Source organism: Nocardia transvalensis NBRC 15921, assembly GCF_000308875.1.
Lineage (GTDB): Bacteria > Actinomycetota > Actinomycetes > Mycobacteriales > Mycobacteriaceae > Nocardia > Nocardia transvalensis.
On sequence record NZ_BAGL01000124.1, the window covers coordinates 17,295 to 44,273 of the forward strand.

Below are 26,979 nucleotides of genomic sequence, written 5' to 3' on the forward strand. Positions count from 1 at the left end.
TCAGTTTCGGTGATCAGTGTCGGCGCGATCCGGCCATTTCTCCCCGCCGCCGATCACGGTTTCCTTGGGTTCACCCCGGAAAACCAGTGATAGGAAGTGACGACAATGCCGTACCTCACCGTCGACGACACCCAGCTCTATTACGAGGACGAGGGCGCCGGGCAGCCGCTGCTGTTCCTGCACGGCTGGGGCACCAGCGGCCGGGCCTGGGGCGCGCAGCAGGCCGAACTCGTCATAGCGGGCGCGGGGCATATGCCGCGGCAGGAGAAGGCCGCCGAATTCACCGCCGCCGTCGCCGCCTGACCCGCCACCGAGAAACGGAATCACCATGTACACCACCACAGTTCAGCTCAGCGGCGGCCCGGCCACCGTCGCCTACGACCGCACCGGCAGCGGGCCCGCCGTGGTCCTGATCCACGGCACCGCGGCCGACCGCACGCAATGGGCGGCACTGACCGCCGCGATCGCCTCCCGCTATACCGTTGTCGCCCTGGACTATTCGGGCTCCGGGGAGACCGTCGACCACGGCGGCCCGCTGACCCTGGCCGATCTCGCGGCCGAGGTCCGCGCGGTCGCCGACCACGCCGGTCTCGGGCGATTCCATCTGGTCGGCCACTCGCTCGGCGCGGCGGTCGCGGCGCAGGTCGCCGCGACCGACCCCGCCCGGCCGTACTCGCTGCTGATGCACGCCGGTTGGGTCCGCACCGACACCCGCATGGACGCCGAATTCCGGTACTGGCTCGACCTTCTCCGCGCCGACGCCGAACACGGCACCACCCTGTTCCCGCACTATCTCCCCCTCGCGGCACTCGGCCCGCGCTACTGGGACCGTGTCACGGAGGCCGAGAACACCGCCCTCATCGCCCAGCTCGCCGACGCGATAGCCCCCGGCGCGGCACGCCAGACCGAGGTCGACCGCACCGTGGACCTCACCGGCCTCCTCGGCCGCATCACCGCACCGTCCCTGGTCCTGGCCAGCGCACACGACCGGGTCATCCCCGCCGACCAGCAACGACAGCTACTGAAAGCCATCCCCGACGCTCGCTACGCCGAGATCGACGCGGGCCACGGCGCTCCCGCCGAGGACCCGGACGGCTTCCACGCCAAGATCACCGCCTTCCTGGATGCCCAGGTCACGGCCTGAATGCCCTCAGTGGACCGCGGCCTCCGCGGGCTCCCGGCGCAGTTCGGTCCGGAATCGGCGCAGCATGAGGACCGCGGTGGCGCCGAAGCCCAGGCACAGTCCGAACCAGACGCCGTAGCCGCGCCAGTGCAGGAGGTAGGCGGCCGCCGCCATGGCGGGAATGCCGACGGCCCAGTAGCCGATCAGGGTGATCCGCAGGCCGGCGGTGGTGTTGCCCAAGCCGCGCAGCAGTCCGACCCCGACGTTCTGGGCGCCCTTGAAATACTGGTGGGCGATGGCGAATCCGAGCAGGGCGGTCGCCGTGGTGACGACCTCGGTGTCGTGCTCGCCGTGCAGGAACGGCAGGAGCACGACGGACGGCGCGACGAGATACACCACCGCGAAGACGGTCATCGCCGTGACGCTGAGGGTGAGCGCGCGCCGGGCGATCCGGCCGGCGGCCGCCCGGTCCCCCGCCCCGTCGGAGCGGCTGATGAGGATCGACGACCCTTGGGACAGACCGATATTGAGCTGGTAGACGATGTAAGCGAGCTGGTTGACCACGTTGCTCGCCGCGAGCATCGCGGGACCGAAGGCGCCCATCATCAAGGTCGCGACGGAGGTGATGGCCGCCTCGTTGCCGTAGGTGAGGGCGATGGGCGTGCCCATCTTCACGATGCGGCGGACCGTGGCGCGGTCGGCGTTCCAGCAGTCCAGGGCGATCAGCCCGGTGAGGTGGGTGTCGCGGCGGACCCGCGAGTAGAACACGGCGAGGGTGAACACCTGAACCGTGGTGGTGGCCAGCCCGATTCCGGTCAGGCCGAGCGCGGGGATACCCAGCCAGCCGTAGATGAACGCCCCGTTCAGCGCGGCGTTCACCGCGATCGACACGAGGGTGACAGTGAGCAGCGACCCGGGCCGGCGCATGCCGACGGCGAACTGCCGCAACACGTTCAGCCACAGCATCGGCAGCAGTCCGGGCGCCAGCGCCGCCATCATCGGCCGGGCGAGCCGCACGACCTCGTCGCTTTGCCCGAACCACGGCAGTACGGCACCGATCCCGATCAGTATCACCGCGCCCGCGATCGCGACCACGGTGGCCACGAGGAATCCGGCCCGCGTCAGGCCGCGGATCTCCGCGCGGGCGGACTCGTCGAGTTCGCCCGAGCCCGTGCGCTTCTCACCCTTCCCGGCCGCGGACGCGATCTGGTTCCCGATCCCGGTGACCATGCCGACGGTCATCGTGCGCAGCTGGTTGTACAGCAGCACCGACAGACCGCCCGCGGCGACCGCGGTCACTCCGATCAGCCCCATCATGGCCAGGTCGACGGTGGTCAGCGCGACCTGGGCCAGCTGGATGCCCGCGATCGGCGCCGCCAGCGCGAGCACGGGCCGATACCCGCGCAGCCGCCCGCCGATGCCCTCGTCCACAGCAGACATCATGCACCGGCCCGCAACAACAGGTCCGCCGCGGCGATGCCGACCGAGTCGGCGTACGCGTCGAGCAGGCGCTGCGTGCGGCGATGCGCCGCCTCGTCCAGCAGGTCGCGGGCGCGCAGCCAGTCGTCGTCGTAGATGCTGTCGAGGTACTTCTCCCCCGCGTCGCACACGAGCACGACGACCGTACTGCCGGCCGGCACCAGCGTGAGCCGTTTGAGCGCCACGTTCACCGCGGCGCCCGCCGTGCCGCCGACCAGCAGGCCCGTGCGGCGGGCGATGACGCGGGCGGTGGTGAAGGCGTCGACGTCACCGACCTGCACGCCCTCGTCGATCGCCGAGTAGTCGACATTGGCGCCGACGTCGAATCCGGGCGGGCTGCCCGCGCCCGACTGCCAGTACGGGCCGCCCGGCCCGCCGAAGATGATCGATCCGAGCGGTTCCACGCCGATGGTGGTCACCCGCGATCCGTGTCTGCGCAGTTCGCGCGCCGTCCCGCACAGCGAGCCGCCCGTGCCGACAGCGCCCACCAGGTAGTCGATCTCCCCCAGCGAGTCACGTAGTTCCCCGGCCAGCTCGTCGTATCCGGCGCCGTTGCCCGGATTGTTGTGCTGATCGGGGCGGAACGCGCCCGTGCGCGCCGCGATCTCGTCGGCGATCCGGCGGCGTTCGACGGTACTGGGCCCGCCGGACGCGCCACCCTCGACGTATACGATCTCCGCGCCCATCGCGGCCATCGCGCGCACTTTGTCCTTCGCGGCGTGGGCGTCGACGACGGCGGTGAACCGGTAGCCGCGTTCGAGCGCGACGAGCGCCAGGCCGAGTCCGGTATTGCCGGATGTCGGCTCGACGATATGGCCGCCCGGGGCGAGCGCGCCGCTGCGCTCGGCGTCCAGGATCATGCGGCGCGCCATGCGCACCTTCCCCGATCCGGTCGGGTTGAACTGCTCGAGTTTCAGCAGCAGGCGGGTGCCCGATCCGGTGCGGGTGAACTCGAGCAGCGGCGTATCGCCGATCAGTTCGGACGCGCGATCGGGGATCGATACCTGCGGAGGGCTGATCGTGGTCAGCATCGTGCCGGAATTCCTTTGCGTCGCGGCCGGTGTCAGTGGGTGTCGAAGGCCCAGGTGATCCGGCCGTCGTGGTCGGCGAGGCGGATCTTGGGCGGTAGCGGGAGCTGATGGAATTCGCTCTCGTTCTTGTCCATCTGATATCCGGCGGTATTGGGGTAGATCAGCAGATCGCCGTGCGCGGGACGGCGCGGGAAACCGATCTTGCGCCAGGTGAGCACGTCGTACTCCATACAGCTCGCGCCCCCGACGAAGGCCGTGACCGGATCGCCGGGAGCCGAATCCGGGTGCCACAGCAGCGGATCGGGCAGGAATTCGCTGCCCTTCCACTGTTCGGACACGCTCATGCTCAGCCCGCCGACCGCGACCACCCCGTGATCACCGCGCTCCTTGTACCCCTGGACCGGGAAGACGGAGAATCCGGCCTGATCCAGCAGCGCCCGGCCCGGTTCGCACAACAGCCGGGTCCCCGTCCCGGCCAGGCGCGGGCCGATGTGCCCGAGGATGTCGGCGAGCATGGCGGCGCCGGTCGGATTCTGGTGGTAGGGATAGAATTTCGCGAATTTCCTACCGGCGTGGAACCAGTCGTCGCGGTAACCGGACCGGAACCGCTCCCAGTCCTCTTCGTCGACGTAGCTGCACGCGAAGCCGCCGCCGATGGAGATCGACGTCGCGGGCAGGCCGCGGGTGCGAGCCGCCGTGCACAGATCGATCAACCGGTCGGCGAGTTCGGCCCGGGGGCGCACCTCGTAGCCGTCGAGGTGGAAGGAGAACCCCTCCATGGAGATCCGCGAGGACTCGGCGGTGCACCGGTCCAGAGCGTGCTCCACCTGTTTCCGGTCGAGCCCGAACCTGCTGTCCGGGTTGACATCCGGCAGGACGCGCAGCAGGATCCGCACCGGAATATGTAGTGCGGCAATGCGTTCGAGTTCGTCGAGGTTGTCGACGGCGATCAGGCACCGATGCCGGGCGGCCAGCCACAGCAGGCGGTCGGCCTTGGCGGCGCCGGTGACGACGACGTCCTCGCCGCGGACCCCGCACTCGAGCGCGTGCACCAGTTCGGGGACGCTGGCGACGTCGACGCCGCCGTCGTGCCGCGCGCATTCGCCGAGCCAGGCGCCGGCCTTGTTCGCCTTCTTGCCGTAGTAGATCTGGCCGTCCACCCCCGCCGCGGACAGGACCGCCTTGAACGCCGCGAGATTCGCCCCGAACCGGGCGGGATCGATGACGTGGAAGGGGCCGTCCACGGCGCGGGCGATGTCGCCGAGCAGGACCGGATCCTGCTGCACCCGCAGGGCCCAGTCGGATTGGCGGGCGGGAAGGTGGGACGAGGTCGGGGGCGCGGAGGAGATCGTCACCGCCACAGCTCGACCCGCTGTCCGCGACCGGCCGCGATCGCACGGGTGGCGAGCGCGTGCGCCACCGGGATGTCGGTGATGATCATGCCGCTGGAGAAGGCGAAGATCCGGTCGTCGGCGGCGCGCCGCCCGATCACCGTGCCCGCCAGGATCTCCGGCAGGGTCCCGTCGATGTGGACCTCGCCGTCCGGGCCCGCCAGCCGCGTCCCCGTGACACCGAGCTGCCCGATGCTCGTGGTGACGGTGTAGTCGGCGTCGCGCAGCGCGCCGGCCGCGACACCCTTGCTCGCCACCGAGATCAGCAGCCCGCCCGCGGGCAGCCAGCTCGTCTGCACCGGCGGATGCGCCGCCCGGCCCGAGGCCACGACCACGATGTCGGAGTCCGCCACCGCCTCCGGCACATCGGGCACCAGCGCTATCTCCCGGTCGGGGAAATGGTCGCGAAATACCTTCTGCGACAGCGCGATTCCCTCCGGGTGGGTGCCGAACAGGCGCAGCTTCTCCAGCTTCGGCAGGGCCGTCAGCAGGTAGGGCAGCGTGTTGACGCCCTGCACTCCGGTCCCGATCATCAACGCGGAGCGCGCATCCGGGCGCGCGCATTCCCGCGCGATGAGGGCGGTCGTCGCCGGGGTCCGCGAGGCGCCGACCCGCTGGCAGTCCATCAGCGCGAACGGCAGCCCGGTCGCGTCGTCGTACAGGCTGATCGTGGTGTAGTACTTCTCGTTGCTCCGGCTCCCCTGCCGGTAGGAGGTCTTGAATCCGAGCTGCTCGAGGTTGGCGTCGTAGCCGAGCATCGAATACGAGACGGAGTCACGCGTCTCGTCGGGCAGCGGCATCATCAGCTTCGTGGGACAACGGGATTTTCCGTCCGCCAGCGCCAGATAACCGTCCTCCACGGCGGCGATGACATCCTGGGCGGATAAGGGCAGGTCAGACAAATCACTGCGCGTGAGAATGTGCATGAGATCGGTGTCCAATCGTGCGTTTGCGAGATCTACCAACAGCCTGGGACGTGAATGAGGGTAGCCTCACCTAATTTGTCCCGCAAGGGCTTCGATATTCGCCCGAACATGTCCGCACGCGCTGCCGAGATTCACCAACAGCCGTGCGTCGGACATGTTTATCGACGGGTATCGGCACTCGGTCCGCGAATTCTTCCGGCCGATCCGGGAATCGACGACATCTCGCCGTTCGTTCGCGTCAATAGCGAACCGGTTGCCCCGGCGCGATTTCTGTCCGATTTGTCGCTGATTTAATTCCGCTGTGCGTCAGATACTTCTCTTCGCCGCGACATTGAGAGTTCCGTCCGGCATCGCGTGGACCGTCGCGTCGACCTGGTAGACATCGCGCAGCATCGCCTCGGTGATGGTCTCCTCCGGGGAGCCCGCCGAATGCACCGCCCCGCCGTGCAGGACGACGATCTGGTCGGCGAACCGCGCGGCGAGGGCGAGGTCGTGCACGGTGATGACGATCGCGGCCGGCTGGGAGCGCGCCAATTCCCGTATGAGCGTGAGGATCTGGAGCTGGTTGCGCAGGTCCAGGTTGCTGGTCGGCTCGTCGAGCAGCAGGACGGTCGGCTCGCGGACCACCGCCTGGGCCAGGCTCACCAGCTGCCGCTGCCCGCCCGACAGATCCGAGATCGGCCGGGTGGACAGCTCGTCGAGGTTCAGCTGGGTGAGGACCTGTCCGATCCGGTCGAGGACCGCGGCGTCGGCGCGACCCCGCAACTGCCCCTGGCGGGCCAGCAGCACGGCCTCGAACACCGTGATCGAGCTGGCGGGCGGGGTTTCCTGCGGGGTGTACAGGATCCGGTCGTGGCCCGCTCCCCTGCCGAGCCAGCGCCGGATCGCGCGCCCGCCGGGACGCGCGTCGAGGGCGCCCTCGCCGTCGATCCGGACGCTGCCGGACGCGCGGTGCAACCCGGCGATGCAGCGCAGCAGGGTCGACTTGCCGGTGGCGTTCGGGCCGACCAGCGCGGTCACCGTGCCGGATCGCACTGCGGGCAAGGTGATCTCGCGCAGGACGGGGGTTCCGTTGTAGCCGAAGGTGAGTCCTTCGACGGCCAGTTCTACGCCCACAGCTGCCTCCGCTTGGTGAGGATGAGCACGAGGAATACCGGGACACCGACGATCGAGGTGATGATGCCGACCGGGACGATCACGCCGGGGACGAGCAGCTTGCTGGCGATCGACGCCCCGGACAGCAGGATCGCGCCGCACAGCGCCGACGCCGGCAGCAGATGCCTTTGGTTCTCCCCCACCAGCATTCGCGCCGCGTGCGGCCCGACCAGCCCGACGAAGCCGATCGATCCGGCGATGGCGACCGCCGTCGCGGCCAGCACGGAGACACCGACCAGGACCCACATCCGGGTCCGCTCGACGGAGACGCCGAGCGCCCGCGCCCGGTCGTCGCCCAGCCGCAGCGTCGTGAGCGTCCACGCCGAGCGCCGGAACAGCGGCGTGATCACGCAGAAGACGACGGCCAGCAGCGTGACCTGCGGCCAGTCGGCGCGCCCGAGGCTGCCCATGGTCCAGAACACGACCTGTTGCAGCTGCGCGTCCGAGGCCACGTACTGCATCAGCGACAGCAGCGCGGTGAACAGGAACACCATCGCGATGCCGAGCAGGATCATGGTCTCGGTGCTCGCGCCGCGGACCAGGCTGAAACCCAGGATCACCGCGCAGGCGATCATGGCGAAGATCCACGCCGTCCCCGCCATGCTCAGCAGCGAGCCGACCATGGGGATGACCGTGACACCGGCGACCACATTGAGAGCCGCGCCGAATCCCGCCGCCGCCGAAATCCCCAGCGTGTAGGGCTCGGCGAGCGGATTGTTCAGGATGGTCTGCATCTGCACGCCCGCGACCGCGAGCGAGGCGCCGACCAGCACGCCGACGACCGACATCGGCATGCGGATATTCCACACGATCTGCTTGACGGTCTCGGGCGCGTGCCACGGCGTGAACACCCCCTGTAGCAGTTCGGGCAGGCTCAGCCCGCTGCCGCCGACGCCGACGTCCGCCACGAACAGCACCACCGCCAGGATCAGCAGCGCAAGCACGAGCAAGCCGCGACGGCGGATCACCCCGCGGTAGGCCCGCGTCGTGAGGTCCGCGCGCGCGGCCGGTTCGAGCTCCCGGCCGTCGACCCCGACCTGCGATTCGTTGCCCTCGACCTGCGATTCGTTGCCCTCGAACTTGTTCGAGGGCTTTGCCGAGACGTCCTGGCTGGTCATGGCAGACCTGCCCAGAAGGCGCCGGTGGCGGGGATCGGCAGGAATTTCTCGTGCAGCGCACGGAAACTCGCGTCGGGATCGACGTCGGTGAACAGATCGGGATGCATCCACTTCGCGAACCACTGGATGGCCAGGAAGTTGTACGGCGAATCGTAGAAGTGATGCCACGCGACGTACGTCCGGTGGTTCTGCACGGCCCGCAGCTGCGAGAAGCCCGCCTGCCGGTCGACGATCGAACGCAGCTGCGCCTTCGCCTGCTCCTGCGACTGGTCGTAGCCGAGCGGGACGAAGGTGCCGGGCTTGGCCGGCGTGTCCGGCGACCAGTTGGCGCCGGTGGCGATCACGACCTCCGGATTGCGCGACAGCACGGCCTCCGGCGAGATACTGCCCTGCTGGCCCGGCAGCATGTCGTCGGCCATGTTCACGCCGCCCGAATACGTCACGATCGCAGCCAGATTGGAGCGCGCGAACGAAGAGCAGCAGTCGAAGTACCCCGGCGCACGCCACAGGAACGTCGGCGTCGCAGGCTGTTTGGCGGCATCCAGGCGCGACCGGACCCCGTCCACGACCGACCGGTAGTAGGAGACGAAACCGGCCGCCTCGGCATTGCGGTCGAGCAGCTTGCCCATGAGTTCCACGCTGGGCACGGTGTTCTTGATCGGGTCGACGAAGTAGTCGAGGAAGACCGTCGGAATGCCGACCTTGGCCAGGCGGTCGATGACACCGGCGTCCTGCGCCGTCTTGAACGCCGACGCGCTCGCCACGAAGACGTCCGGGCGCAGCTTGATCGCCTGCTCCACCGAGAACGATCCGTCGTAGAGATCGCCGATCGTCGGGATGTCCGCCAGCTGCGGGAACTGCCGCTGATACGTCTGGTACGTCCCAGGGTCGTTCTGCTGCAAGTCCTTCGGCCAGCCCACGATCCGCGCGACCGGATTCTGCTTGTCCAGCATCGCGGTCGTGTACAGATAGCGCGCACCGTCCACGAGAATCCGCGCCGAGGGCGCCTTCACCGTGACCTTGCGCCCCAGCACATCGGTGACCTCGACCTCCGGCCCGCTCGACTGCCCGTTCGACGCCCCCTGCTCGGTGCCGCCGGAGCAGCCCGACACCGCGGCGACCAGCGCCGCCACCAGAAACAGAATCACCGGTGCGAAGCGACGTAGGAACCGAATTCTGTGTTGCTGCGAGCTGACCATGAATCCCTCATCCAGTTCGACCGCATGTCTCCACACGGCATACTCATGCCACGACACAACTAAGGTGATGCTTGCCTAATAGGTACTCATACCTTTCGGAAAGAATCAACCCGCGGCCGTGAACACGCAGTTCGGGATTCTCAGCGTGTCGGCAGGATGCGGCCCGTGCATTCGCCGAAAGTGAGGGTGGTGTCGCCGGGACCCGGCGCGGTCGCGCGGAGGGTCACCTCGTCGCCGTCGCGGAGGAAGGCTATTTCCGTTCCGTCCGCGAGTTTCAGGGGTTCCGTTCCACCCCAGGCCATTTCGAGGAAAGAACCGCGCTGGCGGGGTTCCGGTCCGGAGATGGTTCCGCTGGCGAAGAAGTCGCCCGCGCGCAGGCTCGCGCCGTTGACGGTCATGTGGGCCAGCATCTGCGCGGCCGTCCAGTAGGTCGTGGCGTAGGGAGCGGTCGATACCACCTCGCCGTTGAGGACCACGTCGATATCGATGTCGAAAGCCCATGCGGGAGTGGCGGTGTCGTCGAGGTAGTGGGCCGGCGGAGTGTCACGGGGCGGCGGGGCGATGCGCGCCCGGTCCAGGCACGGCAGGGGCGTGACCCACGCCGCGATCGAGGTGGCGAACGACTTGCCGAGGAACGGTCCGAGGGGGACGTATTCGAAGGCCTGGATGTCGCGGGCGGACCAGTCGTTGGTGAGGACCAGCCCGAAGATGTGCTCGTCCGCGTGGGCGAGCGCCACCTCGCCGCGCGCGACGGGGGCGCCGAGCACGAATCCGACCTCGGCCTCGATATCGAGGCGGCGGCTCGGTCCGAAACTGGGCGGGTTGTCGGGTTCGGGCCGCAGGCCGCGGGGACGGGCGATCTCGGTGCCGCTCGGCACGATGGTGCCCGCGCGGCCGTGGTAGCCGATCGGCAGGTGCTTCCAGTTCGGGGTCAACGGCGGCTGCCCGGGACGGAAGATCCGCCCGACGTTCGAGGCGTGGAATTCGTTGCCGTAGAAATCCACGTAGTCGGCGACGGTGAAGGGCAGGTGCAGGGTCGCCTCGGCGAGCGGGACGGCGTCGGCCACGATATTCGCCGTCGCGGACGGGTCGGTGAGGGCCGCTATCAGCCCGGCCCGCACCCGATCCCAGGTCTCGCGGTCGCGGGTCAGCAGGACATCGAGATTCGCGGCGTCCACCACGGCGAGGTCCTCGGCCGACGCGCCACCGCGCCGCAGCAGGGCCGCGGCCCCGAGCACGTGGTCGCCGATCCGCACGCCGAGTCTCGGCTCGCTCAGCGCCGTCGAGAACGAGCCGTACGGCAGATGGGTGATCCCGAATCCCTCGGTCGCCAAATGGTCGGCGGCGGTCATCGCAGTGCCTCCTGGAGCAGTGAGCCGGCTACTTCTATCGGTGGTTCGGTGCGGGCGCGGACGTCCTCCACCCCGACCGCCGGAGCGAGTTCGACCAGGCGCAGCCCCGCGGGCGTGACGTCGAGGACCCCGAGATCGGTGATGATCCGGTGGACCACCGCGCGGCCGGTGTAGGGCAGTGTGCACTCGCGAACCAGTTTGGGCGTGCCGTCCTTCGCGTTGTGCTCCATGAGGACGACGACCCGGCGGGCGCCGTGCACGAGATCCATGGCGCCGCCCATCCCTTTGATCATCTTGCCAGGGATGGTCCAGTTCGCGATGTCGCCACGGGCCGAGACCTGCATCGCGCCGAGGATCGCGGCGTCGATCTTCCCGGCCCGGATCATGCCGAAGCTCGTCGCGCTGTCGAAGAACGCCGCGCCGCGCCGCACGGTGACGGTCTCCTTACCGGCGTTGACGAGATCCGCGTCGACGGCCTCGTCGTCCGGATACGGTCCGACGCCGAGGATCCCGTTCTCGGACTGCAAGACGAGTTCCACCTCGTCGGGCACGAAGTTCGGGACCAGCGTCGGCAGGCCGATGCCGAGATTGACGTAGTCGCCGTCGCGCAATTCGGCGGCCGCGCGGGCGGCCATCTGTGCTCTGGTCCACGGCATCAGCGCGACTCCTTCGTGACCGTGCGCTTCTCGATTCTCTTGTCCCGCACCTGATCCGGGGTGAGCGGGAGGACATGGCGGACGTACACGCCCGGGGTGTGGATCTCGTCGGGGTCCAGGCTGCCCGCCGGCACCAGCTCCTCCACCTCGGCGACGGTCACACGCGCGCACATCGCCACGAGCGGGTTGAAATTGCGCGCGGATTTGCGGAAGACGAGATTGCCGTGGCGATCTCCCTTCCAGGCCCGCACCAATCCGAAGTCCGCCACGATCGCGCGCTCGAGGACGTGCTCGTGACCGTCGAACACCTCGACCGGTTTCGGGGGCGAGGCGACGGCGACGGATCCGTCGGAGGCGTACCGCCAGGGCAGCCCGCCGTCGGCGACCTGGGTGCCGACACCGGTGCGGGTGTAGAAGGCGGCGATTCCGGAGCCGCCCGCCCGCAGGCGCTCGGCCAGCGTCCCCTGCGGCGTCAGCTCGACTTCCAGTTCGCCGGACAGGTATTGGCGCGCGAACTCCTTGTTCTCGCCGACGTAGGAAGCGACGATCCGGCGCAGCCGCCGCGCGCCGAGCAGCAGTCCCAGCCCCCAGTCGTCGACGCCGGCATTGTTGGAGACCGCCTCGATATCGGTGACGCCCGACTCGAGCAGCGCGGCGATCAGCACGGACGGGATTCCGCTCAGCCCGAAGCCGCCGACGGCGACGGTCGCGCCGGAGGGAATCCGGCCGACGATATCCGCGGCGGTGGCGCAGACCTTGTCCACGGTCACCCCGCCTTCCGGCCGGCCCAGGCCCAGGCGTAGACGCCGTCGTCGACGGCGGTCCCGCCCTCGCCCAGTTCGAGTGGCCGGAAGGTGTCGACCATGACCGCGAGTTCGTCGAAGCTCTCCGCCCCGATCGAGGCCTCGACCGCGCCCGGCTGCGGGCCGTGCGCGTGCCCGCCGGGATGCAGCGATATCGACCCGACGCCGATCCCGGATCCCTTGCGCGCGGCGTAGTCGCCGCCGGCGTAGAACATGACCTCGTCGGAGTCGACGTTGGAGTGGTAGTACGGCACCGGGACCGACAGCGGGTGGTAATCCACCTTGCGGGGCACGAAGTTACAGATCACGAAGTTGTCGCCCTCGAAGACCTGATGCACCGGCGGGGGCTGGTGGACCTTGCCGGTGATGGGCATGAAGTTCTCGACGTTGAACGTGTACGGATACAGGCAGCCGTCCCAGCCGACCACGTCGAACGGATGCTCGGCGTAGCGGAACCGGGTCCCGACGATCCCGCGGGACCCGCGATGCTTCACCAGCACCTCGACATCCGTGCCCGCGGCGAGCAGGGGCGCGCCGGGGCCGCGCAGATCGCGCTCACAGTAGGGCGCGTGCTCCAGCAGTTGGCCGTAGCGCGACAGGTAGCGTTCGGGCGGGGCGATGTGGCCGTTGCCCTCGATCGTGTACAGCCGGCTCGGACCGTCCGGCACCCAGCGATGCGTCGTGGCCCGCGGAATGACCACGAAATCGCCTGTGCGGTAGGGCAATTCACCGAACACGGTCTCGACCACGCCGCGCCCCGCCTCGACGTACACGCATTCGTCGCCGACCGCGTCGCGGTAGTACGGCGAGACCGCCGCGGCCACCACGTAGCCGAGGCGCACATCGGCGTTGCCGAGGACGAGCCGGCGGCCGGTGACCGCGTCGGTCGCCTCGGCCGCGGCCTCGTCGAACAGGTTGTGCAGCCGCAGATGCCGGGGTTTGAGCGGGTGGTTCGGCGCCGTCGACTGGTCCGGGAGATGCCAGATCTCGCTGCCGGTGATCGCCGAGGGAATCGTGCGGTGGTACAGCAGCGACGAATCGGAGGAGAAGCCCTCCTCCCCCATCAGCTCCTCGTACCGGAACCCGCCCGCCTCGTCGCGGAACGCGGTGTGCCGGGTGTCCGGCACCTCGCCCACGCGTCGGTAGTACGCCATAATCATCCTCGATGTTCGATAACCGGTTACTAAATGACCTATTATCGACCACTCTGCGCTAGAGTGTGAGCCATGTCAATCCCGACCGTGTTTGCCGCCCTCGTCGACGACGCCGCGATCTTTCCGCCGGGGTCGCTTCCGCTCCCCGAGGCCGTCCCCGCGCATGCCGCGCATCGGGGTTCGCCGCTGCGGGCCCTCGTCGGGCCGTTCGTCGTCGGGGCGGGCGATCTCGCGGCGGCGGCCGAATCGGCCACGCCCGCACTGTTTCCCGACGCCCTGCCGGTGAGCGTCGTCGTCCCGGGCCCGGAGGCCGTGGGTGCGACCGTGGACCTGGCCGGTCGCCTGCGCGTGACCCTGGCCGCGCTGGAGGTCAAACTCGACCCCGCGCGGCCGCTCGCCGAGCAGGTCGCGCGGATCGCGGCCCGCGACCGGCGGGGCGCGATCACCTATGTCGAGGCACCGCGACCGGGTCATGCCGAATGGCCCCAGGTGCTCACCGCGGTCGCCGGCAGTGGCCTGCGGCTCAAATTCCGCACCGGGGGCACCGAGGCGCGCGCGTTTCCGTCCGAGGCCGAGGTGGCCGAGTGGATCGCCGCCGCGGCGCGTACCGCCACGCCGTTCAAATGCACTGCGGGACTGCACAATGCGATCCGGCACACCGACGCGGTCACCGGATTCGAGCACCACGGCTTTCTCAATATCCTGTGCGCGGCGGCGGCCGCGGTCGAGGGCGCCACCGCCGGATCGCTCGCCGCGATCCTCGCCGAGCGGGATGCGCACGCGCTCACCGGCGCTCTCGCCGACCGGGCGCGCACCGCCGCCGCGCGGACCTTGTTCGCCTCCTACGGCTCGTGCAGCGTTCAGGAGCCCTACGACGATCTCGCCGCCCTGGGGCTGCTCGGGCCGTGATCGGCGGGCCGCGGTCCCGGCGGGTGCGGGAGGGAGAACAATGTCAGCCGTGACACGCGCTGAACCGAACGAGGGTGCGCAGACGCTGGAACGCGGTCTCGCGGTACTGGTCGAGCTGAGCCGGCATCCCGGTGGCCTCACCACCGCCCAGGTCGCGACGGCGTGCGGGCTGCACCGGTCGATCACCACCCGTTTGCTGGTGTCGTTGCAGCGCACCGGATTCGCCCGCCGCGACGAGACAGGGGCGTACTCGGTCGGCCCGGCGGTCGGTGATCTGCTCGGCCTGTCGCGCCCGGAGTTGCGCGCCGTGGCCGCGCCCGTCCTCGACCGCCTGGCGCGCACGGTCGACGCCACCGCGTCGCTGGTCGAGGTGGTCGACGGGTACGCGGTGACCACCCTGGTCGCCGAACCTCCCAGTGACGGACCGCGATTCTCCTATCGCCTGGGCAATCGCGATCCGCTCGATCGCGGCGCGGGCGGTGTGGCCGCGCTCGCCGCCGGACCGCCCCGTCCGGACGAACCGGACCGGGTCGCCTCGGCCCGCGCGCACGGCTACCTCACCACCCACGGCGAACTCAATCTCGGCGCCCACGCCATCGCGGCACCATTGCCCGGCTGGGGCCGTCCCGCCGCGATCAATATCGTCACCAACCGCGAGTCCGTCCTCGAGAACGCCCGGGACCCGCTCCTGGACGCGGTACGCGAGATCGGCATCCACACCGGCGACGCAATCTAGCGCTGTCAGTTCAGCAGTGAGCCCAGCTGCCGGGCGGAGTCGACCACGGCCGCGCCCAGCGCGGGCTCGTCGTCGATCTCGAACACCGAGATGCCGATCGTCGTCTGCGGGCCGCCGCGCCGCCGCGGGACCGGGGCGGAGACGCCGAATACCGTCGCCACCACCTCGCCCCGGGTGACGGCGTAGCCGCGGCTGCGCGCGGCCTGAACTTCCGGGCGTTCGCCGGCGGTGGCCGGGAGACCGATCAGCATGGCCAGGCCCGCGGAGCCGCGGTCGATGGGGTGCACCTGGCCGGGCCGGAAGGCGACGTGCACCTGCGCGTTGCGCGGTTCCACGACCATGAGCGCGCGCACCTCGGTCTCGCTCTCGCGGATCACGAGGTGCACCGTCGCGCGCGTGCGTTCGGCCAACTCCTCCATGACCGGCCGCGCCACGGTCCGCAGATCCTGTTCCACCGGCTCGGCGAGGGTGACCAGTCCCGCGCCCAGCGTGACGCGTTTGCTGTCGTCGCGCCGGCACAGCCGGTGGGCCTCCAGGGTGCGCACGAGCCGGTGCGCGACCGTGCGATGCACGCCGACCGCGTCGCCGACCTCGGTGATGGTCAGCCCGTGCGGATACCGCGACAGCACCTCGAGGATCCGCAGTCCGTGATGCAGCGTCTTCGACATTCCCGGGTCCAGTTCTGCCGCGGGTTTGCCCGCACTCGCCGATTCCGCGCTGTGATTCAACTCGACTTCCTTGACTTCTGTGAGCGGGGACACTTACTCTGCATACATATCGCACACTGCGTGCGATTATCGCACGGACAGCGGTGACTATCAACCCGCCCCGACACCGTGCCGAGTTCGAGGAGACATTCCATGACCAGGGTTCGATCCGGCGGGCTGCCGGATCCCGCGACGGTCGTCGCGGTCCACCAGCTGTACGGCTTCCAGAGCCGGTCCATCGATGAGGGATGGACGGCCGAGTGGGCCGCGACGTTCACGCCCGGCGGCGAATTCCATTCGCCGACCTACCCCGAGCCGGTCGCCGGCACGGCCGCACTCACCGAATTCGCCGCCGCGTTTCGTGAGGGGGCGCGGGCGGCGAACGAGGTGCGGCGGCATGTGATCACCAATATTGCTGTCCGGCAATCGGATTCGTCGAACCTGGAGGTGACCGCCTACCTCCAGATCATCGCGACGGCGCCCGGCGCGGACGCGCGGCTGGTGCGAATGACCACGATCGAGGACCGCCTCGAACTCGTCGACGGCGCCTGGCTCGTCGCCCGCCGTCGCGTCTTCCGCGACGACGCACCGCGGCCCTAGCCGCCACGACCTTCACCCATCGAGAAATTCGGAGGAACTACAGATGAGCAGCACGGCGCGAGAGGCCAATCCCGGGCGCACCGACGCGACGCCGCCCAGCGCGCACTACCCGGAGATGGACGGCAAGGTCGCCGTCGTCACGGGCGCGGCGCAGGGCATGGGGGCGGTCTTCGCGGCGGGCCTGGCCACCCGCGGGGTGTCGGTCCTCGCCGCGGATATCGATGAGGAGCGGGTCGTCGCCACCGCGGAGCGCATCAACGGGGAACTCGCCGGGCAGTCGCTCGCGGACAAGCCGGGCCGGGTCGCCGGCGTCCGCGCGGACGTCACCGTCGCCGCCGACCACGAGGAACTCGCCCAGCGGGCGCTGCGGGAGTTCGGGCGGATCGACTTCTGGATCAACAACGCCGGCATCTTCCCGTTCGCGGCGGCGGAGGAGATCTCCCCCGAGCAGATCGGCGCCACACTGAGCGTCAATGTCGAGGGTGTGCTCTACGGGGCGCAGGCCGCGGCGCGGCACATGAAGCCGGGCGGCGCGATCGTGAACATGTCGTCGGTCTCGGCGGTGCGGGTCCGCAAGGGACGCGGGGCGTACTGCACGTCGAAGGCGGCCGTCGCGCACCTCACCGAATCGCTCGCGGTCGAACTGGGCGACAAGGGAATTCGGGTCAACTCCCTCGCCCCGGGCTATATCGATACCGAGATGACCCGCTGGGTGCAGGACGATCCCGCCGCCCTCGCGCACGCGCTGGACGTGGTGCCGCTGCACCGGCTCGGCTCGCCCGAGGAGGTGTTCGGGCCGCTGCTGTTCCTGCTGTCCGACAGCGCCCGCTACGTCACCGGGCACAGCATCGCCGTCGACGGCGGGTCGCGTCATGTCTGATCGGCCGGAGTATCCCGGGGTCGTCCTGGTCACCGGGGCCGCCGCGGGTATGGGCGCGGCGCACGCGCGGGCGCTGGGCGCGCTCGGCGTCCATGTGTGCCTCGCCGACGTCGCCGACACCACCGCACTCGCGGCGGAGATCACCGCGGCGGGCGGCTCGGCGAGCGCGCATACGCTCGACGTCGCAGACCGCGCCGCGTGGACCCGGATCGTGGACGAGATCCGTTCCACGCGTGGCGAACTCGGCGGGCTGGTCAACAACGCCGGGATCTCGCGGCGCCGGGAATTCATGGACACCCCGGACGACGTCTGGGAAACGACGTTGCGTATCAACCTGTTCGGCCCGTTCTACGGAATGCAAGCCGTCGCACCGCTGATGCGTGATTCCGGCGGCGGGTCCATCGTCAACATCTCCTCGATCTCCGGGCAGATCGGCTACTTCTCGCCCGCCTATTCGGCGAGCAAATGGGGGCTGACGGGATTGTCGAAGTCGGCCGCGGGCGGACTGGCGCAGTGGGGTATCCGGGTCAACTCCGTTCATCCCGGCCTGGTCGGTACCGCACTGGTCAGCGGATCGGGCGCGTTCGTGGAGTCGTCGCTGCGGTCCATCCCGATGGGCCGGATGGGCGCGGCCGAGGAGATCACCGACGCCGTCCTGCATCTGCTGTCGGACCGGTCCAGCTATATGACCGGCAGCGAGGTGACCGTCGACGGCGGCCTGGTCTCCAACGGCCTGTACCACCGCATCGTCGCCGAGACCGAGGGGAGCCTGTGATGGACGTCGATGTCGTCGTGATCGGCGGCGGCGGAGCGGGTCTGGCCGCCGCGGTCTCGGCCGCCGAGCAGGGCGCGTCGGTCGTCCTCTTCGAATCCGAGCGCGAACTCGGCGGGTCCACCCAGCTGTCCGCGGGACTGTTCACCGCCGCGGGCACCAGCGTGCAGCGCGCGCTGGGCATCGAGGATTCGGCGGAGCGGTTCTTCCAGCACTACATGGATCTCAACCAGTGGGTGCTGCGCCCGGGCCTGATCCACGCGTTCTGCGAGAACGCCGGGCCGACGCTGGAATGGCTGATCGGGCTCGGCGTGGAGATTCCCGCGACGGTGTCGGGCAACGCACATCAACCGGGCCTCGCCCGCGCGGGCGTGGAGGACGTGTGGCGCGCGCACGTGCCCAAGGATCAGGGCTACGGGCTCGTCCAGGTCCTCGCCCGCGCCGGGCGCGCGCACGGGATCGAGGTGGTGCTCGGCACCCGCGTGGAAAGCCTGCTCGTCGAGGACGGCCGCGTAGCCGGCGTCGTCGCCGACGGGATCGAGGTGCACGGTGCGTCCGTCGTCGTCACGACCGGCGGCTTCGCACAGGATCCCGGCCTGGTCGACCGGTACTTCCCGGCGGCGCGGGCGGCGGGCGACGCACTGTTCGTGGTGGCCGCGCCGGGCAGCCGCGGGGACCACCTGCGGTTCGGGGCCGAGGTCGGCGCGTCGCTCACCGGGCACGGGTGGGGCCTGCTCATGCCGACCGTGTACTTCCAGCGCCTGCATCACTGGCAGTCCGGATTCCCGCCCGCCTCCCGCATTCACATCGACCGCACCGGGCGGCGCTTCATGGACGAGGACGCCCCGTACGCCGTCTCCAGCGGCATCATCGACCACCACGGCGGGCGCGGCTGGATGATCTTCGACGAGAAGGCGCGGGTGAATCTGGCGTCCGGGTACACCGACTGGATTCCCGAGCGCGTCGCGGCGGAGGTCGCCGCCGGGCGCACGGCGTGCGCCGCCACCTGGGAGGAACTCGCCGGGACCCTCGGCGTCCCCGCGCCCGCGCTGCGTGCGAGTATCGAACGCTGGAACGCTCAGCTGCCCACGGGCGTGGACGACGACTTCCGCCGCCATGTCTCGCTCGCGGCCAAGGGCGGCGCGACCCGGCTCGATCCGATCGCCGAGGCGCCGTTCTACGCGGCCGAGATCCTGCCCGCCGAACTCGTCTGTACCCATACCGGTCTCGAAATCGACGCGCACGCAGCCGTTCTCGATACCACCGGACAGCCCGTCCCCGGGCTCTTCGCCGCCGGAGAGGCCGGCGGCGGAGTCCTCGGACAGCGCTACGTGGGCGGCGGCAACGCCGTCGCCAATGCTTTGACGATGGGACGCGTCGCCGGCCGCAGCGCCGCCCGCGCCCACAGGAACACCTGAGGAAGCCGACATGTTGGGAAACGAGTTGATGCCGCACGCCGAGCAGCGTTCCGGCCCGCCCGCCACGAGCGGGCGGTCGTCGGTGAAGGTCGTGCGCGCGGCCATCGTCGGCACCGTGGTCGAGTACTACGACTTCGGCATCTACGGATATATGGCGACCGTCGTCGCCACCCTGTTCTTCGTCTCGGAGAACGATACGGCCGCACTGCTGGGGACGTTCGCCGCCTTCGCGGTCGCGTTCTTCCTCCGGGTGCCGGGCGGGATCTTCTTCGGGCACATCGGCGACAAGTACGGGCGCAAGAGCGCCCTGTCGTGGACCATCCTGCTGATGGTGATCGCCACGGTGATCATGGGCCTGATGCCGACCTACGTCACGCTGGGGGTCTGGGCCACCGCGGCGCTGGTGCTCGCGCGCTGTCTACAGGGCTTCGCGGCGGGCGGTGAACTGGGCGGCGCCAACGCGTTCGTCTCCGAATCGGCCCCGGCGCGCTGGCGGGCCACGCAGACCTCGATGGTCAATTCCGGCACGTACCTGGGATCGCTCGTCGCCTCCCTCGTCGCGCTCGCCCTGACCTCGATCTTCTCCCACGACACCATCCTGTCCTGGGCGTGGCGCATTCCGTTCCTGCTGAGCGTCGTCATCGGCGTCGTCGGCATCTGGATCCGCAACCACATGGAGGACACGCCGCAGTTCGAGGAGCTCGCGGAGAAGGGCGAGACGAAGAAGCTGCCGGTGGCGGAGCTGCTGCGCACCTCCGGCGGCGCGGTGGTCAAGATCGTGTTCCTGGGCGCGCTCATCACCGGCGGCTACTACATCGCCTCGGTGTACGCCGCGACCTATCTGCAGACCACCGGCGGGCACTCCGCCACGCTGGCGTTCCTGTCGACCTCGCTCGCGCTGGTGCTCGGCGTGATCACCCTGCCCATCGCCGGGTACTGCGCGGACCGGTACGGCCGGAAGCCGGTGCTGTATCTCGGCAGCGCGGCGGCCGCGGTCCTCGGCGTGCCGATGTTCATGCTGATGGCCGGGGGCGGCGCCTGGCAGGCCGTGGCGGGGCAGTCGGTCCTGTTCATCTGCGTCTCGATCGTCAACGGCGCCTCGTACGTCACCTACGTGGAGATGCTGAAGGCCTCGGTCCGCTACAGCGGCCTGGCGCTGGGCAACAACATCACCAATATGCTGCTCGGCGGCACGGCCCCGTTCATCGCGACCTACCTCATCGACCTCACGGGCAATTCCCTCGCCCCGGCCGGATACTTCGTCTTCACCGCCCTGCTCACCCTGGGCACGGTCTACTTCGTCACCGAGACCAAGGGCATCGAATTGCGGGCGGACTGAGAAGCGTCCGGCCGGTGCGGCACTCGTCAGACGGCGTCGAAGTACTCGATCTTCGGCGCGCCGGCCAGGAGCGGGGCGAGATTCTTCCCCGCGGCGCGGAAATGATCGGATTTGCCGTGGAATTCGAGCGCCTCGTCGTTGTCGTACAGCTCGAAGATGCGGTAGGAGTTCGGGTCGCTCTTGGACCGGACGAGCCGGTACTCCCGGTTGCCCGGCTCGTTCTGCTCGATTTGCTGCACGAGATCGGCCACCACGGATTCGAGTTCGGCGCCCTTCCCGTCCTGCACGGTCAATTCGGCGATTACAGCGATCATGCGTGTTCCTTTCGCGCGCAACCCGCGAGGGGCCGGACTCCGTCGTCCGTCACTGCAGCTTAGGTCGACGCCGGCCCGGCCTCGGTGACGGGGCGAACAGTCACCCGGCTGTGCTACCTGTCGGGCCGTCCCCACCGGGCGAGCGCGTCGCTCGCGGCGGCCAGCAGGCGCCGGGAGCGCGGGAAGTCCTGCAACCGGGTGCCCAGGATATCGAACACCACACCGAGCGATGCGGCGGGAACGCCACGGGCGGTGAGGATATCGGCGGTCCAGGTGATGAAACCGGTGAACAGATCGTCGTCGTCGGTGTAGAGGGCGGTGGCCAGGAAATCGACGATATGGGCGATGTCCTCCGCCGTCCGGTCACGCTGGGCCGCGTTGTAGGCGCGCATCGGCGGGAACCGCTGCTCGAGCCCGGCCAGCGTGGAGGCCACGAGTTGCGGCGCCGAGCGGGCGACCATCGTGTATTCCTGATCGGCCAGGTGCGCGAGCGGATCGGGCGCCGGCGGGTCGTCGAGCGATACGGCGGTCCGGCGTAGTCCTCCCCCGAGCAGATCCGCGGCGGCCCGCGCGTCGGGCGCCCACGCGTCGGCGCCCAGCATCCGCGCGTACCGGCCGTCCGGCCCGAACGCCGCGCCGCCGGCGACGACCGGGATCCCGGTCGCCTGGCAGGCGCTGATCGCGGCATGTGCGGTGGGCAGCCGGGTCGGCAGGGACGACGACAGCGCCACCGCGTCGGGATTGTGCTGATGCAGATGGACGATCAGATGACCGGTGGGCACCTGCGCGCCCAGGAAGTCGACCCGCCACCCCCGCAGCCGCAGCACCTCGGCGACCAGCCGCGCGGGCAGCGCGTGCCACTCCCCGTCGACGCAGGCGACGGTGACGCTACCGGCCGTCGTCTCCGACGCGCCCGCGGGATGGTGGGCCAGCGCCGCCATCGCGCGGTCGTTGATGGCCGTGACGGCATGCTCCTGCGCGACGGTGACGCGGTTCGCCGCCCATTCCACCCCGACTCTGCGCTGCACGGGCGCGACCACCTCGAGCAGGATCATCTCGACGCTCAACCCGGCGTCGGCCACGCCGAGAAGCACTGCGGCGGCGGCATATTCGTCACGGTCCGAGACCGCGTCCCACAGTTCGTCGCGGGCCCGATCCACCGAAGGGGCCGCCATACCGGTCGTCATGCCGTATACCTCCCGCTCATGTGCCCGTCGACCGCGCTCAGATGCGCGTGCCGGGGCGCCGTGATGGCGACGACAGCGATATCGTCGTGCCGCTGCCGGCCCACCCACTCCGTCGTGAGCATCTGGATATGTTCGACCACCGCGTCCGCGGGCATACGGGCGCATCCGGACAGGGCCGCCGACAGCCGCTCCTCACCGAACATCTCCCCGCCCAGGGGCCCGCCCCGCGCCTCGGTCACCCCGTCGGTGTAGAGCAGGCAGGTCTCGCCCGGCGCCAGCCAGGTCCGGAAGGTGGTGGCGGAGATACTGGGCAGCACGCCGACGAGTTGTCCTCGGGTGTCGGCCTTTTCGACGATGCCGTCACCCCGCACGATCAGCGGCGGCAGGTGGCCGCCACACGTCAGCCGCACCCCCAGGCCGCCGTGGCTGCGGACCACGGAGGCCAGCACGACCGTGGCGAAGCGGGTGTGCTCGGTGGACAGCAGCGCGCTGTTCAGCATGTTCAGCAGGCGTTCGTGATCGTCGGCCATCGGCGCGAGCGCCTGCAGGGTGTTGCGGATCTTGCCGGTGAGCACCGCGGCCTCCAGGCCCTTGCCGCACACGTCGCCGAGGACGACCAGCGATTCCCCGTCGGGCGTCGCGGCGGGATGCACGTCGTAGAAGTCGCCGCCGACGATCTCGTGATTCTCCGACGCGCGGTAACCGCCCGCCAGTTCGATGCCGTGCACCCACCGCAACCGCGGCGGCAGCAGTTCGTGCATGAGGATGCCGGTGATGTTCACCTGCTCGGCGTAGAGCCGCGCGGCCGACAGCGCACCCCCGGCTCGGGCGGCGAACAGGTGCGCGAAGAGTTCGTCGCGTTCGCCGAAGACCTGTTCTCCCGTGCGGCGCAACAGGATCAGCGCACCGGCCGGCACGCCGTGCCCGGGCAGCGGAGTGATCACCACCGAACCGACCGGCCCGTCGAAACCGGCGGGCAGGATCCACTCGGGCACCGTCGCCGGATCGATCCAGCGCGACGGCACCGGCGGGAATCCGCGCAGCGCCTCGCTGAGTCCCGGCACGGCCGCCGGGTCCTGATCCGCGGTCCCGTGCCACACCTCGCCGCCCGAACAGCAGGACGTGATCGGCAGCTGCGGTCCGGACGCGGGCGCCACGACCACCGCGGCGTCCGCGAGATGCTGTGCGGCCATCCGTACCGTCGCCTCCATGCACCGCGTGATGTTCAGCGACGATAGCAAGATGTCGGAGGTCTCCGAGAGGAATGCCGTGCGCTCCCGCTCCCGCGTCAGCGCCTCGCGCGCGGCGGTCAGCGAGCGGGTGGCGTCCTCGACCAGCCACCACACCACCGAGTGATCGGCCAGCACCGTCGGCCGCGCCTCGACCGTCCGGCCGTCCAGGGGACCCGACGCCGACTCGGCCTCCGGACATCCCCCCACGACCTCGGCGTGGGCCCGCACCAACCAGTCGGGCGCGGTATCGCGCAGCGGCGACCCCGCGCCTATCCCGGGCAGGACCGCCCGGCCCGCGGCGGTGGCGGCCAGCACGGTTCCCGCGCGATCGACCACCACCGCCGGATGCGGCACCGCCGACCACCCGCCGCACCGGTCGAGCACGGGCTCGGCGTCACCGCTCGGGTACGCCATGTCGACTGCTTCGTCCACCACTGCTCCTCCAAAGAACGGCGTCGTGGTCGGGCCGGCGCCGGACGGTTCACGGACCGGTCGCCTCGTCCAGGTGATCGATCAGGCGAATCGTGTCCGACAGCCCGGTGATCTCGATCAGCCGTCGCACCGGATGGGAGCCGATCACCCTCAGCTCCACCGAATCCCGGGCCGTGCGCAGCAGCACGTTGAGCCCCGACGAATCGAAGAATCCCACTTCGGACAGATCGACGACAACCGTCCGCGGCCCGCACCGCACCGCGGCGTCGACCGCTTCCCGCAGCCGGGACGCCGTGAGGATGTCGACCTCGCCCGCGGCGATCACCACGACCGCCGCACCCACCGACACGACGTCGACGGTGAAACCCCGCCGTTGGCCTTCGTGACGCAATCCATGACCTTTCGCATTCCGTACCCGCACGAATCGCACAGCGGCGCGCACGTTCTCACGTGTCGCGGACCCGCGCGTGCTGTTCGGGACGTTCGAAACCAGGGCCCCGCTCTCTCGTGGACCCGTCGTCGGAATCGGCGAGGCTGTGGTTCTCAACCGTCGCAATTCACCGAGTCTAGAGCCACAAGACCCCAATCCGTAGTCACACGCGTATAGGGGCGTTCGGCCCAGACCGCGAGTACGACCCGGCCCTGGCCGGAGCATCCGCACCGGCACGGCGGATAATGCTGCTGTGATCAGTGGTGAACAGCGGGTCGATCCCGAATTGACGACGGTGATCGAATCCGTCGTCGGCGGCACGCCCTGTGCCAACTCCGGGGAGTTCCATTACTCGCTCGCCGAGCGGCGGTGGGAGTGGTCCGACGATCTCGCCCGGATGTTCGGCTACGAACCCGGCACGGTCCGGCCGACCACGGAACTGCTCCTGTCGCATCAGCATCCCGACGATCGGGCGACCGGTGAGGCGGTGATCCACCGGGTCGAGGACGGCGAACCGTTCTGCGGCCGGCACCGCATCATCGATACCGCCGACCGGGTGCGCGAGGTCATCGTCATCGGTGACTACGAGTCCGACGACCAGGGCACGGTCGTCGGCACGACCGGGTTCTACATCGACCTCACCGACGCGCTCGAGGAGGAGCGCAACGACGCCCTCGACAACGTCCTGCCCGAGACGATCGCGGCCCGCGCGCCGATCGAGCAGGCCAAGGGCATTCTGGCCCTGATCTACGGGCTGAACTCCGAACAAGCCTTCGCGGTGCTGAAATGGCGTTCCCAGCACACCAATACGAAGCTGCGGGCGCTCGCGGCGCGGCTGGTCGAGGAGGCCAGGCAGTTCGACCCCAACAGTCCCGGGGCGCGCACCCGATTCGACCACGTGCTGCTCACCGTGCACGAACTGGTCGACCCGGCCGCCGACGCGTCCTAGCCCGCGCGCGGCTCAGGCGCGGCGGAGTTCGCGGGCCACGAGGGTGTCGACCAGGCCGTTCAGCTCGTCGACCACCGGCGACGCGGCCGGGTCGTGCGCGAGGTTGCGCATCTCCAGCGGATCCTCCTGCCGGTCGTACAGCTCGTACTCGAAGTCCGCACGGGAGCCGTCGACCCCCGCGGGGGTCGAGTAGCGGGCGAAGCTGTAGCGCGGGGTGATCGTGCCGCGCAGGCAGTACCGCACGCCCGGCGTCCGGCCGCCGCTGGACCTGGCGTCCGCGGTGAGCAGCAGCGCCTCCCGGACGTCGCCGCCCGGATTGCCGAGCAGCGGGGTCAGGTCGCGGCCGGTGCTCGCGACCGCGACCCCGGCCAGCGCGGCGAGCGTCGGGACGAGGTCTATGTGCGAGGTGAGGCCGGACACGGTGCGCCCGTGGGTGGCCGGGATGCGCGGATCGGCGATGGTGAGCGGGACACGGTTGTTCTCCCGGTAGATCATGGCCCCCTTCTGCCGCAGGCCGTGCGCGCCACCCAGTTCGCCGTGGTCGGCCACCCGGACGACCACCGTGTCGTTCGCGGCGCCGCTCGCGTCCAGGCCGTCGAGGACGCGGCCGATGAGGTCGTCGGTGCGCAGCAGGAGTTCGAGGTACCAGTTGCCCCACCGCTGCCACTGCCGGCGCGCGCCGGGTGAGGTCACCTCCTCCGGCATCACCCCGCCGACCGCGGTGTTCAGCGTCCGCCATACGCTCTGCACCTGCGGTTTGGCGGACAGGTCGGCTTCGAAGTTCGGCGGGACGTCCGCGCCGTGCTCGGGCACGTCCGCGAGCCGGTAGAAGCGCGGGCAGTACATCATGTCGTGCGGGTTGACCATACTCACCACGCACAGCCACGGCTCGGCCCGAGTGCCGTTGTCGCGCAACCAGTTCACGGCACGGTCGACCACGCCCGGATCCTCGTGCAGCCCCTCGTCGGGCCCGCCGCCGCCGAGAATGTCGTGGGATTCCTGAAATCCGTAGCCCGCCAGGCCCGCCGGATCCGGGCTCACCGCACCGGACAGATGCCACTTGCCGATATAGGCGGTGTGGTAGCCGGTCTGCCGCAACAGCGTGCCGAGGGTGGGGATCGCGGTGTCCAGATCGGCGTTGGCAGTGCCGGTGAGATCGAGCAGCTGATCGACGACGCCGCTGCCGCCGACATTGTCGATCATCCCGTTCACGGGCGCGTGCAGACCGGTGAAGAAGGTGGAGCGGGCCGGGGTGCACGGGGCCGTCGGGGTGTGATGCATGGCGAATCGCACACCGGCGGCGTCGATCCGGTCACGGGCGGGCAGCGCGAACCCGGGCGGGCGCACGACATCGGCCCGCTCCTGATCGGTCATCACGACAAGGATGTTCGGGCGGCGGCCCGGATCCGCCCCGGCCCGCGCCCCACCCAACGCCGGCACGGCGAACGGCGCCGCCGCCATCATCGACAGCAACGCCCGGCGGCCGAGACGGGCGGTGTCGCGCGGATCCGGAATATGCGACGGCACGAGGCGGCCTTTCGTTCGTCGGACGGTGCGGCGGCGCGGTCGATCACGCCGTGTCGCCCCGCGGTCACAGTAGTCATCCACATCGCGGACGGGTGAGCGGCGGTGTGCCGTGCCGACTTTGCGAGGGATGTGGAATTCCGGCGGCCTCTCGCCCCCGTAT

General features: G+C 69.9%; 27 protein-coding genes. 10 read left to right on the forward strand and 17 right to left on the reverse strand.

All coding sequences use genetic code 11. The features are described 5' to 3' along the window. Nucleotides 1-96 precede the first annotated feature (96 nt). Both ON41_RS42815 and ON41_RS33365 read left to right on the forward strand, forming a co-directional pair. A complete protein-coding gene (locus ON41_RS42815; RefSeq protein ID WP_218003593.1) occupies nucleotides 97-303 on the forward strand; it encodes an alpha/beta fold hydrolase in 207 nt (68 codons plus the stop codon). A gap of 25 nt (nucleotides 304-328) precedes the next feature. Continuing rightward, on the forward strand, nucleotides 329-1,144 hold the full coding sequence (locus tag ON41_RS33365; RefSeq protein ID WP_040752328.1) for an alpha/beta fold hydrolase: 816 nt from the start codon (nucleotides 329-331) through the stop codon (nucleotides 1,142-1,144). A 6-nt stretch (nucleotides 1,145-1,150) separates the two neighbouring features. Here ON41_RS33365 and ON41_RS33370 read toward each other — a convergent pair whose 3' ends face one another. The 11 genes from ON41_RS33370 to ON41_RS33420 all read right to left on the reverse strand — a co-directional run bounded on the left by ON41_RS33370 (nucleotide 1,151) and on the right by ON41_RS33420 (nucleotide 13,387). Continuing rightward, the gene (locus tag ON41_RS33370) at nucleotides 1,151-2,554 is read right to left on the reverse strand and encodes an MATE family efflux transporter (protein WP_246829650.1); all 1,404 of its coding nucleotides are present in this window, start codon (nucleotides 2,552-2,554) and stop codon (nucleotides 1,151-1,153) included. Nucleotides 2,555-2,562: 8 nt separating this feature from the next. After that, a complete protein-coding gene (locus ON41_RS33375; protein WP_040752332.1) occupies nucleotides 2,563-3,633 on the reverse strand; it encodes a PLP-dependent cysteine synthase family protein in 1,071 nt (356 codons plus the stop codon). Nucleotides 3,634-3,665: 32 nt separating this feature from the next. Next, complete coding sequence (locus ON41_RS33380; RefSeq protein ID WP_051163113.1) at nucleotides 3,666-4,988, reverse strand: type III PLP-dependent enzyme domain-containing protein; 1,323 nt, start codon at nucleotides 4,986-4,988, stop codon at nucleotides 3,666-3,668. Then, the gene (locus tag ON41_RS33385) at nucleotides 4,985-5,926 is read right to left on the reverse strand and encodes an ornithine cyclodeaminase (RefSeq protein WP_246461619.1); all 942 of its coding nucleotides are present in this window, start codon (nucleotides 5,924-5,926) and stop codon (nucleotides 4,985-4,987) included. Before ON41_RS33385 ends, ON41_RS33380 begins: the two co-directional genes overlap by 4 nt. Nucleotides 5,927-6,256: 330 nt before the next feature. Beyond that, nucleotides 6,257-7,066 (reverse strand): ABC transporter ATP-binding protein, encoded by an 810-nt coding sequence (locus ON41_RS33390; protein WP_040752335.1) that lies wholly within the window; start codon nucleotides 7,064-7,066, stop codon nucleotides 6,257-6,259. Continuing rightward, complete coding sequence (locus ON41_RS33395) at nucleotides 7,057-8,223, reverse strand: FecCD family ABC transporter permease (protein ID WP_085995891.1); 1,167 nt, start codon at nucleotides 8,221-8,223, stop codon at nucleotides 7,057-7,059. Before ON41_RS33395 ends, ON41_RS33390 begins: the two co-directional genes overlap by 10 nt. Continuing rightward, entirely contained in the window at nucleotides 8,220-9,371 is a 1,152-nt protein-coding gene (locus tag ON41_RS33400) for an ABC transporter substrate-binding protein (protein ID WP_157185728.1), read from the reverse strand. Before ON41_RS33400 ends, ON41_RS33395 begins: the two co-directional genes overlap by 4 nt. 191 nt (nucleotides 9,372-9,562) lie before the next feature. Then, entirely contained in the window at nucleotides 9,563-10,774 is a 1,212-nt protein-coding gene (gene fahA, locus ON41_RS33405; protein ID WP_040752336.1) for a fumarylacetoacetase, read from the reverse strand. Next, nucleotides 10,771-11,430, reverse strand: coding sequence for a 3-oxoacid CoA-transferase subunit B (locus tag ON41_RS33410; RefSeq protein ID WP_040752338.1), 660 nt, complete (start codon nucleotides 11,428-11,430; stop codon nucleotides 10,771-10,773). The genes fahA and ON41_RS33410 overlap by 4 nt, the downstream gene beginning before the upstream one ends. After that, nucleotides 11,430-12,200 (reverse strand): CoA transferase subunit A, encoded by a 771-nt coding sequence (locus ON41_RS33415; RefSeq protein ID WP_218003594.1) that lies wholly within the window; start codon nucleotides 12,198-12,200, stop codon nucleotides 11,430-11,432. The genes ON41_RS33410 and ON41_RS33415 overlap by 1 nt, the downstream gene beginning before the upstream one ends. Further along, on the reverse strand, nucleotides 12,197-13,387 hold the full coding sequence (locus ON41_RS33420) for a homogentisate 1,2-dioxygenase (protein ID WP_040752340.1): 1,191 nt from the start codon (nucleotides 13,385-13,387) through the stop codon (nucleotides 12,197-12,199). Before ON41_RS33420 ends, ON41_RS33415 begins: the two co-directional genes overlap by 4 nt. 72 nt (nucleotides 13,388-13,459) lie before the next feature. Here ON41_RS33420 and ON41_RS33425 point away from each other — a divergent pair, with 72 nt between their 5' ends. Both ON41_RS33425 and ON41_RS33430 read left to right on the forward strand, forming a co-directional pair. After that, on the forward strand, nucleotides 13,460-14,296 hold the full coding sequence (locus tag ON41_RS33425; protein ID WP_040752341.1) for a hypothetical protein: 837 nt from the start codon (nucleotides 13,460-13,462) through the stop codon (nucleotides 14,294-14,296). A 49-nt stretch (nucleotides 14,297-14,345) separates the two neighbouring features. Continuing rightward, nucleotides 14,346-15,032, forward strand: coding sequence for an IclR family transcriptional regulator (locus ON41_RS33430; RefSeq protein WP_218003595.1), 687 nt, complete (start codon nucleotides 14,346-14,348; stop codon nucleotides 15,030-15,032). Between the two features lie 5 nt (nucleotides 15,033-15,037). Here the strand turns inward: ON41_RS33430 and ON41_RS33435 are convergent, their stop codons facing one another. After that, nucleotides 15,038-15,700 carry an IclR family transcriptional regulator gene (locus ON41_RS33435; protein ID WP_051163117.1) on the reverse strand — a complete coding sequence of 221 codons (663 nt, stop codon included), beginning with the start codon at nucleotides 15,698-15,700 and terminating at the stop codon, nucleotides 15,038-15,040. A gap of 192 nt (nucleotides 15,701-15,892) precedes the next feature. Between ON41_RS33435 and ON41_RS33440 the strand changes: the two genes are divergently transcribed. From ON41_RS33440 to ON41_RS33460, 5 genes are read left to right on the forward strand one after another with little or no spacing between them, the layout of a single operon-like run. Beyond that, nucleotides 15,893-16,339 (forward strand): nuclear transport factor 2 family protein, encoded by a 447-nt coding sequence (locus ON41_RS33440; protein WP_051163077.1) that lies wholly within the window; start codon nucleotides 15,893-15,895, stop codon nucleotides 16,337-16,339. A gap of 43 nt (nucleotides 16,340-16,382) precedes the next feature. Next, nucleotides 16,383-17,219 (forward strand): SDR family NAD(P)-dependent oxidoreductase, encoded by an 837-nt coding sequence (locus ON41_RS33445; RefSeq protein ID WP_040752345.1) that lies wholly within the window; start codon nucleotides 16,383-16,385, stop codon nucleotides 17,217-17,219. Further along, nucleotides 17,212-17,994: an SDR family NAD(P)-dependent oxidoreductase gene (locus ON41_RS43260; RefSeq protein ID WP_040752348.1), complete on the forward strand. Its 783-nt coding sequence runs from the start codon at nucleotides 17,212-17,214 to the stop codon at nucleotides 17,992-17,994. The genes ON41_RS33445 and ON41_RS43260 overlap by 8 nt, the downstream gene beginning before the upstream one ends. After that, nucleotides 17,994-19,409, forward strand: coding sequence for an FAD-dependent oxidoreductase (locus ON41_RS33455; protein WP_040752350.1), 1,416 nt, complete (start codon nucleotides 17,994-17,996; stop codon nucleotides 19,407-19,409). Before ON41_RS43260 ends, ON41_RS33455 begins: the two co-directional genes overlap by 1 nt. A gap of 28 nt (nucleotides 19,410-19,437) precedes the next feature. Further along, on the forward strand, nucleotides 19,438-20,748 hold the full coding sequence (locus ON41_RS33460; RefSeq protein ID WP_051163120.1) for an MFS transporter: 1,311 nt from the start codon (nucleotides 19,438-19,440) through the stop codon (nucleotides 20,746-20,748). A 26-nt stretch (nucleotides 20,749-20,774) separates the two neighbouring features. On the opposite strand, the gene ON41_RS33465 is transcribed toward ON41_RS33460, so the two are convergent. The 4 genes from ON41_RS33465 to ON41_RS43550 all read right to left on the reverse strand — a co-directional run bounded on the left by ON41_RS33465 (nucleotide 20,775) and on the right by ON41_RS43550 (nucleotide 24,568). Next, nucleotides 20,775-21,062, reverse strand: coding sequence for a putative quinol monooxygenase (locus ON41_RS33465; protein WP_040752354.1), 288 nt, complete (start codon nucleotides 21,060-21,062; stop codon nucleotides 20,775-20,777). 113 nt (nucleotides 21,063-21,175) lie between these two features. Beyond that, nucleotides 21,176-22,249, reverse strand: a complete 1,074-nt coding sequence (locus ON41_RS33470) for a cobalamin B12-binding domain-containing protein (RefSeq protein WP_085995893.1) — start codon at nucleotides 22,247-22,249, stop codon at nucleotides 21,176-21,178. Beyond that, nucleotides 22,246-23,895, reverse strand: coding sequence for a SpoIIE family protein phosphatase (locus ON41_RS33475; RefSeq protein WP_051163079.1), 1,650 nt, complete (start codon nucleotides 23,893-23,895; stop codon nucleotides 22,246-22,248). The genes ON41_RS33470 and ON41_RS33475 overlap by 4 nt, the downstream gene beginning before the upstream one ends. Nucleotides 23,896-23,962: 67 nt before the next feature. Beyond that, on the reverse strand, nucleotides 23,963-24,568 hold the full coding sequence (locus ON41_RS43550; RefSeq protein ID WP_246461825.1) for an STAS domain-containing protein: 606 nt from the start codon (nucleotides 24,566-24,568) through the stop codon (nucleotides 23,963-23,965). Nucleotides 24,569-24,596: 28 nt separating this feature from the next. Here ON41_RS43550 and ON41_RS33485 point away from each other — a divergent pair, with 28 nt between their 5' ends. Then, complete coding sequence (locus ON41_RS33485) at nucleotides 24,597-25,292, forward strand: PAS and ANTAR domain-containing protein (RefSeq protein WP_083905824.1); 696 nt, start codon at nucleotides 24,597-24,599, stop codon at nucleotides 25,290-25,292. A 12-nt stretch (nucleotides 25,293-25,304) separates the two neighbouring features. Here the strand turns inward: ON41_RS33485 and ON41_RS33490 are convergent, their stop codons facing one another. Next, on the reverse strand, nucleotides 25,305-26,819 hold the full coding sequence (locus tag ON41_RS33490; RefSeq protein WP_040752357.1) for a sulfatase-like hydrolase/transferase: 1,515 nt from the start codon (nucleotides 26,817-26,819) through the stop codon (nucleotides 25,305-25,307). Nucleotides 26,820-26,979: the final 160 nt, after the last annotated feature.

Bases quoted from the DNA above. Each gene is read 5' to 3' on its own strand.
- ON41_RS33365 (WP_040752328.1), top strand. From the start codon at position 329: ATGTACACCACCACAGTTCAGCTCAGCGGCGGCCCGGCCACCGTCGCC.
- ON41_RS33375 (WP_040752332.1), bottom strand. From the start codon at position 3,633: ATGCTGACCACGATCAGCCCTCCGCAGGTATCGATCCCCGATCGCGCG.
- ON41_RS33395 (WP_085995891.1), bottom strand. From the start codon at position 8,223: ATGACCAGCCAGGACGTCTCGGCAAAGCCCTCGAACAAGTTCGAGGGC.
- fahA (WP_040752336.1), bottom strand. From the start codon at position 10,774: ATGACCGCCGCCGACCATTTGGCGACCGAGGGATTCGGGATCACCCAT.
- ON41_RS33410 (WP_040752338.1), bottom strand. From the start codon at position 11,430: ATGCCGTGGACCAGAGCACAGATGGCCGCCCGCGCGGCCGCCGAATTG.
- ON41_RS33420 (WP_040752340.1), bottom strand. From the start codon at position 13,387: ATGGCGTACTACCGACGCGTGGGCGAGGTGCCGGACACCCGGCACACC.
- ON41_RS33425 (WP_040752341.1), top strand. From the start codon at position 13,460: ATGTCAATCCCGACCGTGTTTGCCGCCCTCGTCGACGACGCCGCGATC.
- ON41_RS33435 (WP_051163117.1), bottom strand. From the start codon at position 15,700: ATGTCGAAGACGCTGCATCACGGACTGCGGATCCTCGAGGTGCTGTCG.
- ON41_RS33440 (WP_051163077.1), top strand. From the start codon at position 15,893: ATGACCAGGGTTCGATCCGGCGGGCTGCCGGATCCCGCGACGGTCGTC.
- ON41_RS33445 (WP_040752345.1), top strand. From the start codon at position 16,383: ATGAGCAGCACGGCGCGAGAGGCCAATCCCGGGCGCACCGACGCGACG.
- ON41_RS43260 (WP_040752348.1), top strand. From the start codon at position 17,212: ATGTCTGATCGGCCGGAGTATCCCGGGGTCGTCCTGGTCACCGGGGCC.
- ON41_RS33455 (WP_040752350.1), top strand. From the start codon at position 17,994: ATGGACGTCGATGTCGTCGTGATCGGCGGCGGCGGAGCGGGTCTGGCC.
- ON41_RS33460 (WP_051163120.1), top strand. From the start codon at position 19,438: ATGCCGCACGCCGAGCAGCGTTCCGGCCCGCCCGCCACGAGCGGGCGG.
- ON41_RS33465 (WP_040752354.1), bottom strand. From the start codon at position 21,062: ATGATCGCTGTAATCGCCGAATTGACCGTGCAGGACGGGAAGGGCGCC.
- ON41_RS33470 (WP_085995893.1), bottom strand. From the start codon at position 22,249: ATGACGACCGGTATGGCGGCCCCTTCGGTGGATCGGGCCCGCGACGAA.
- ON41_RS33475 (WP_051163079.1), bottom strand. From the start codon at position 23,895: ATGGCGTACCCGAGCGGTGACGCCGAGCCCGTGCTCGACCGGTGCGGC.
- ON41_RS43550 (WP_246461825.1), bottom strand. From the start codon at position 24,568: ATGCTCCGGCCAGGGCCGGGTCGTACTCGCGGTCTGGGCCGAACGCCC.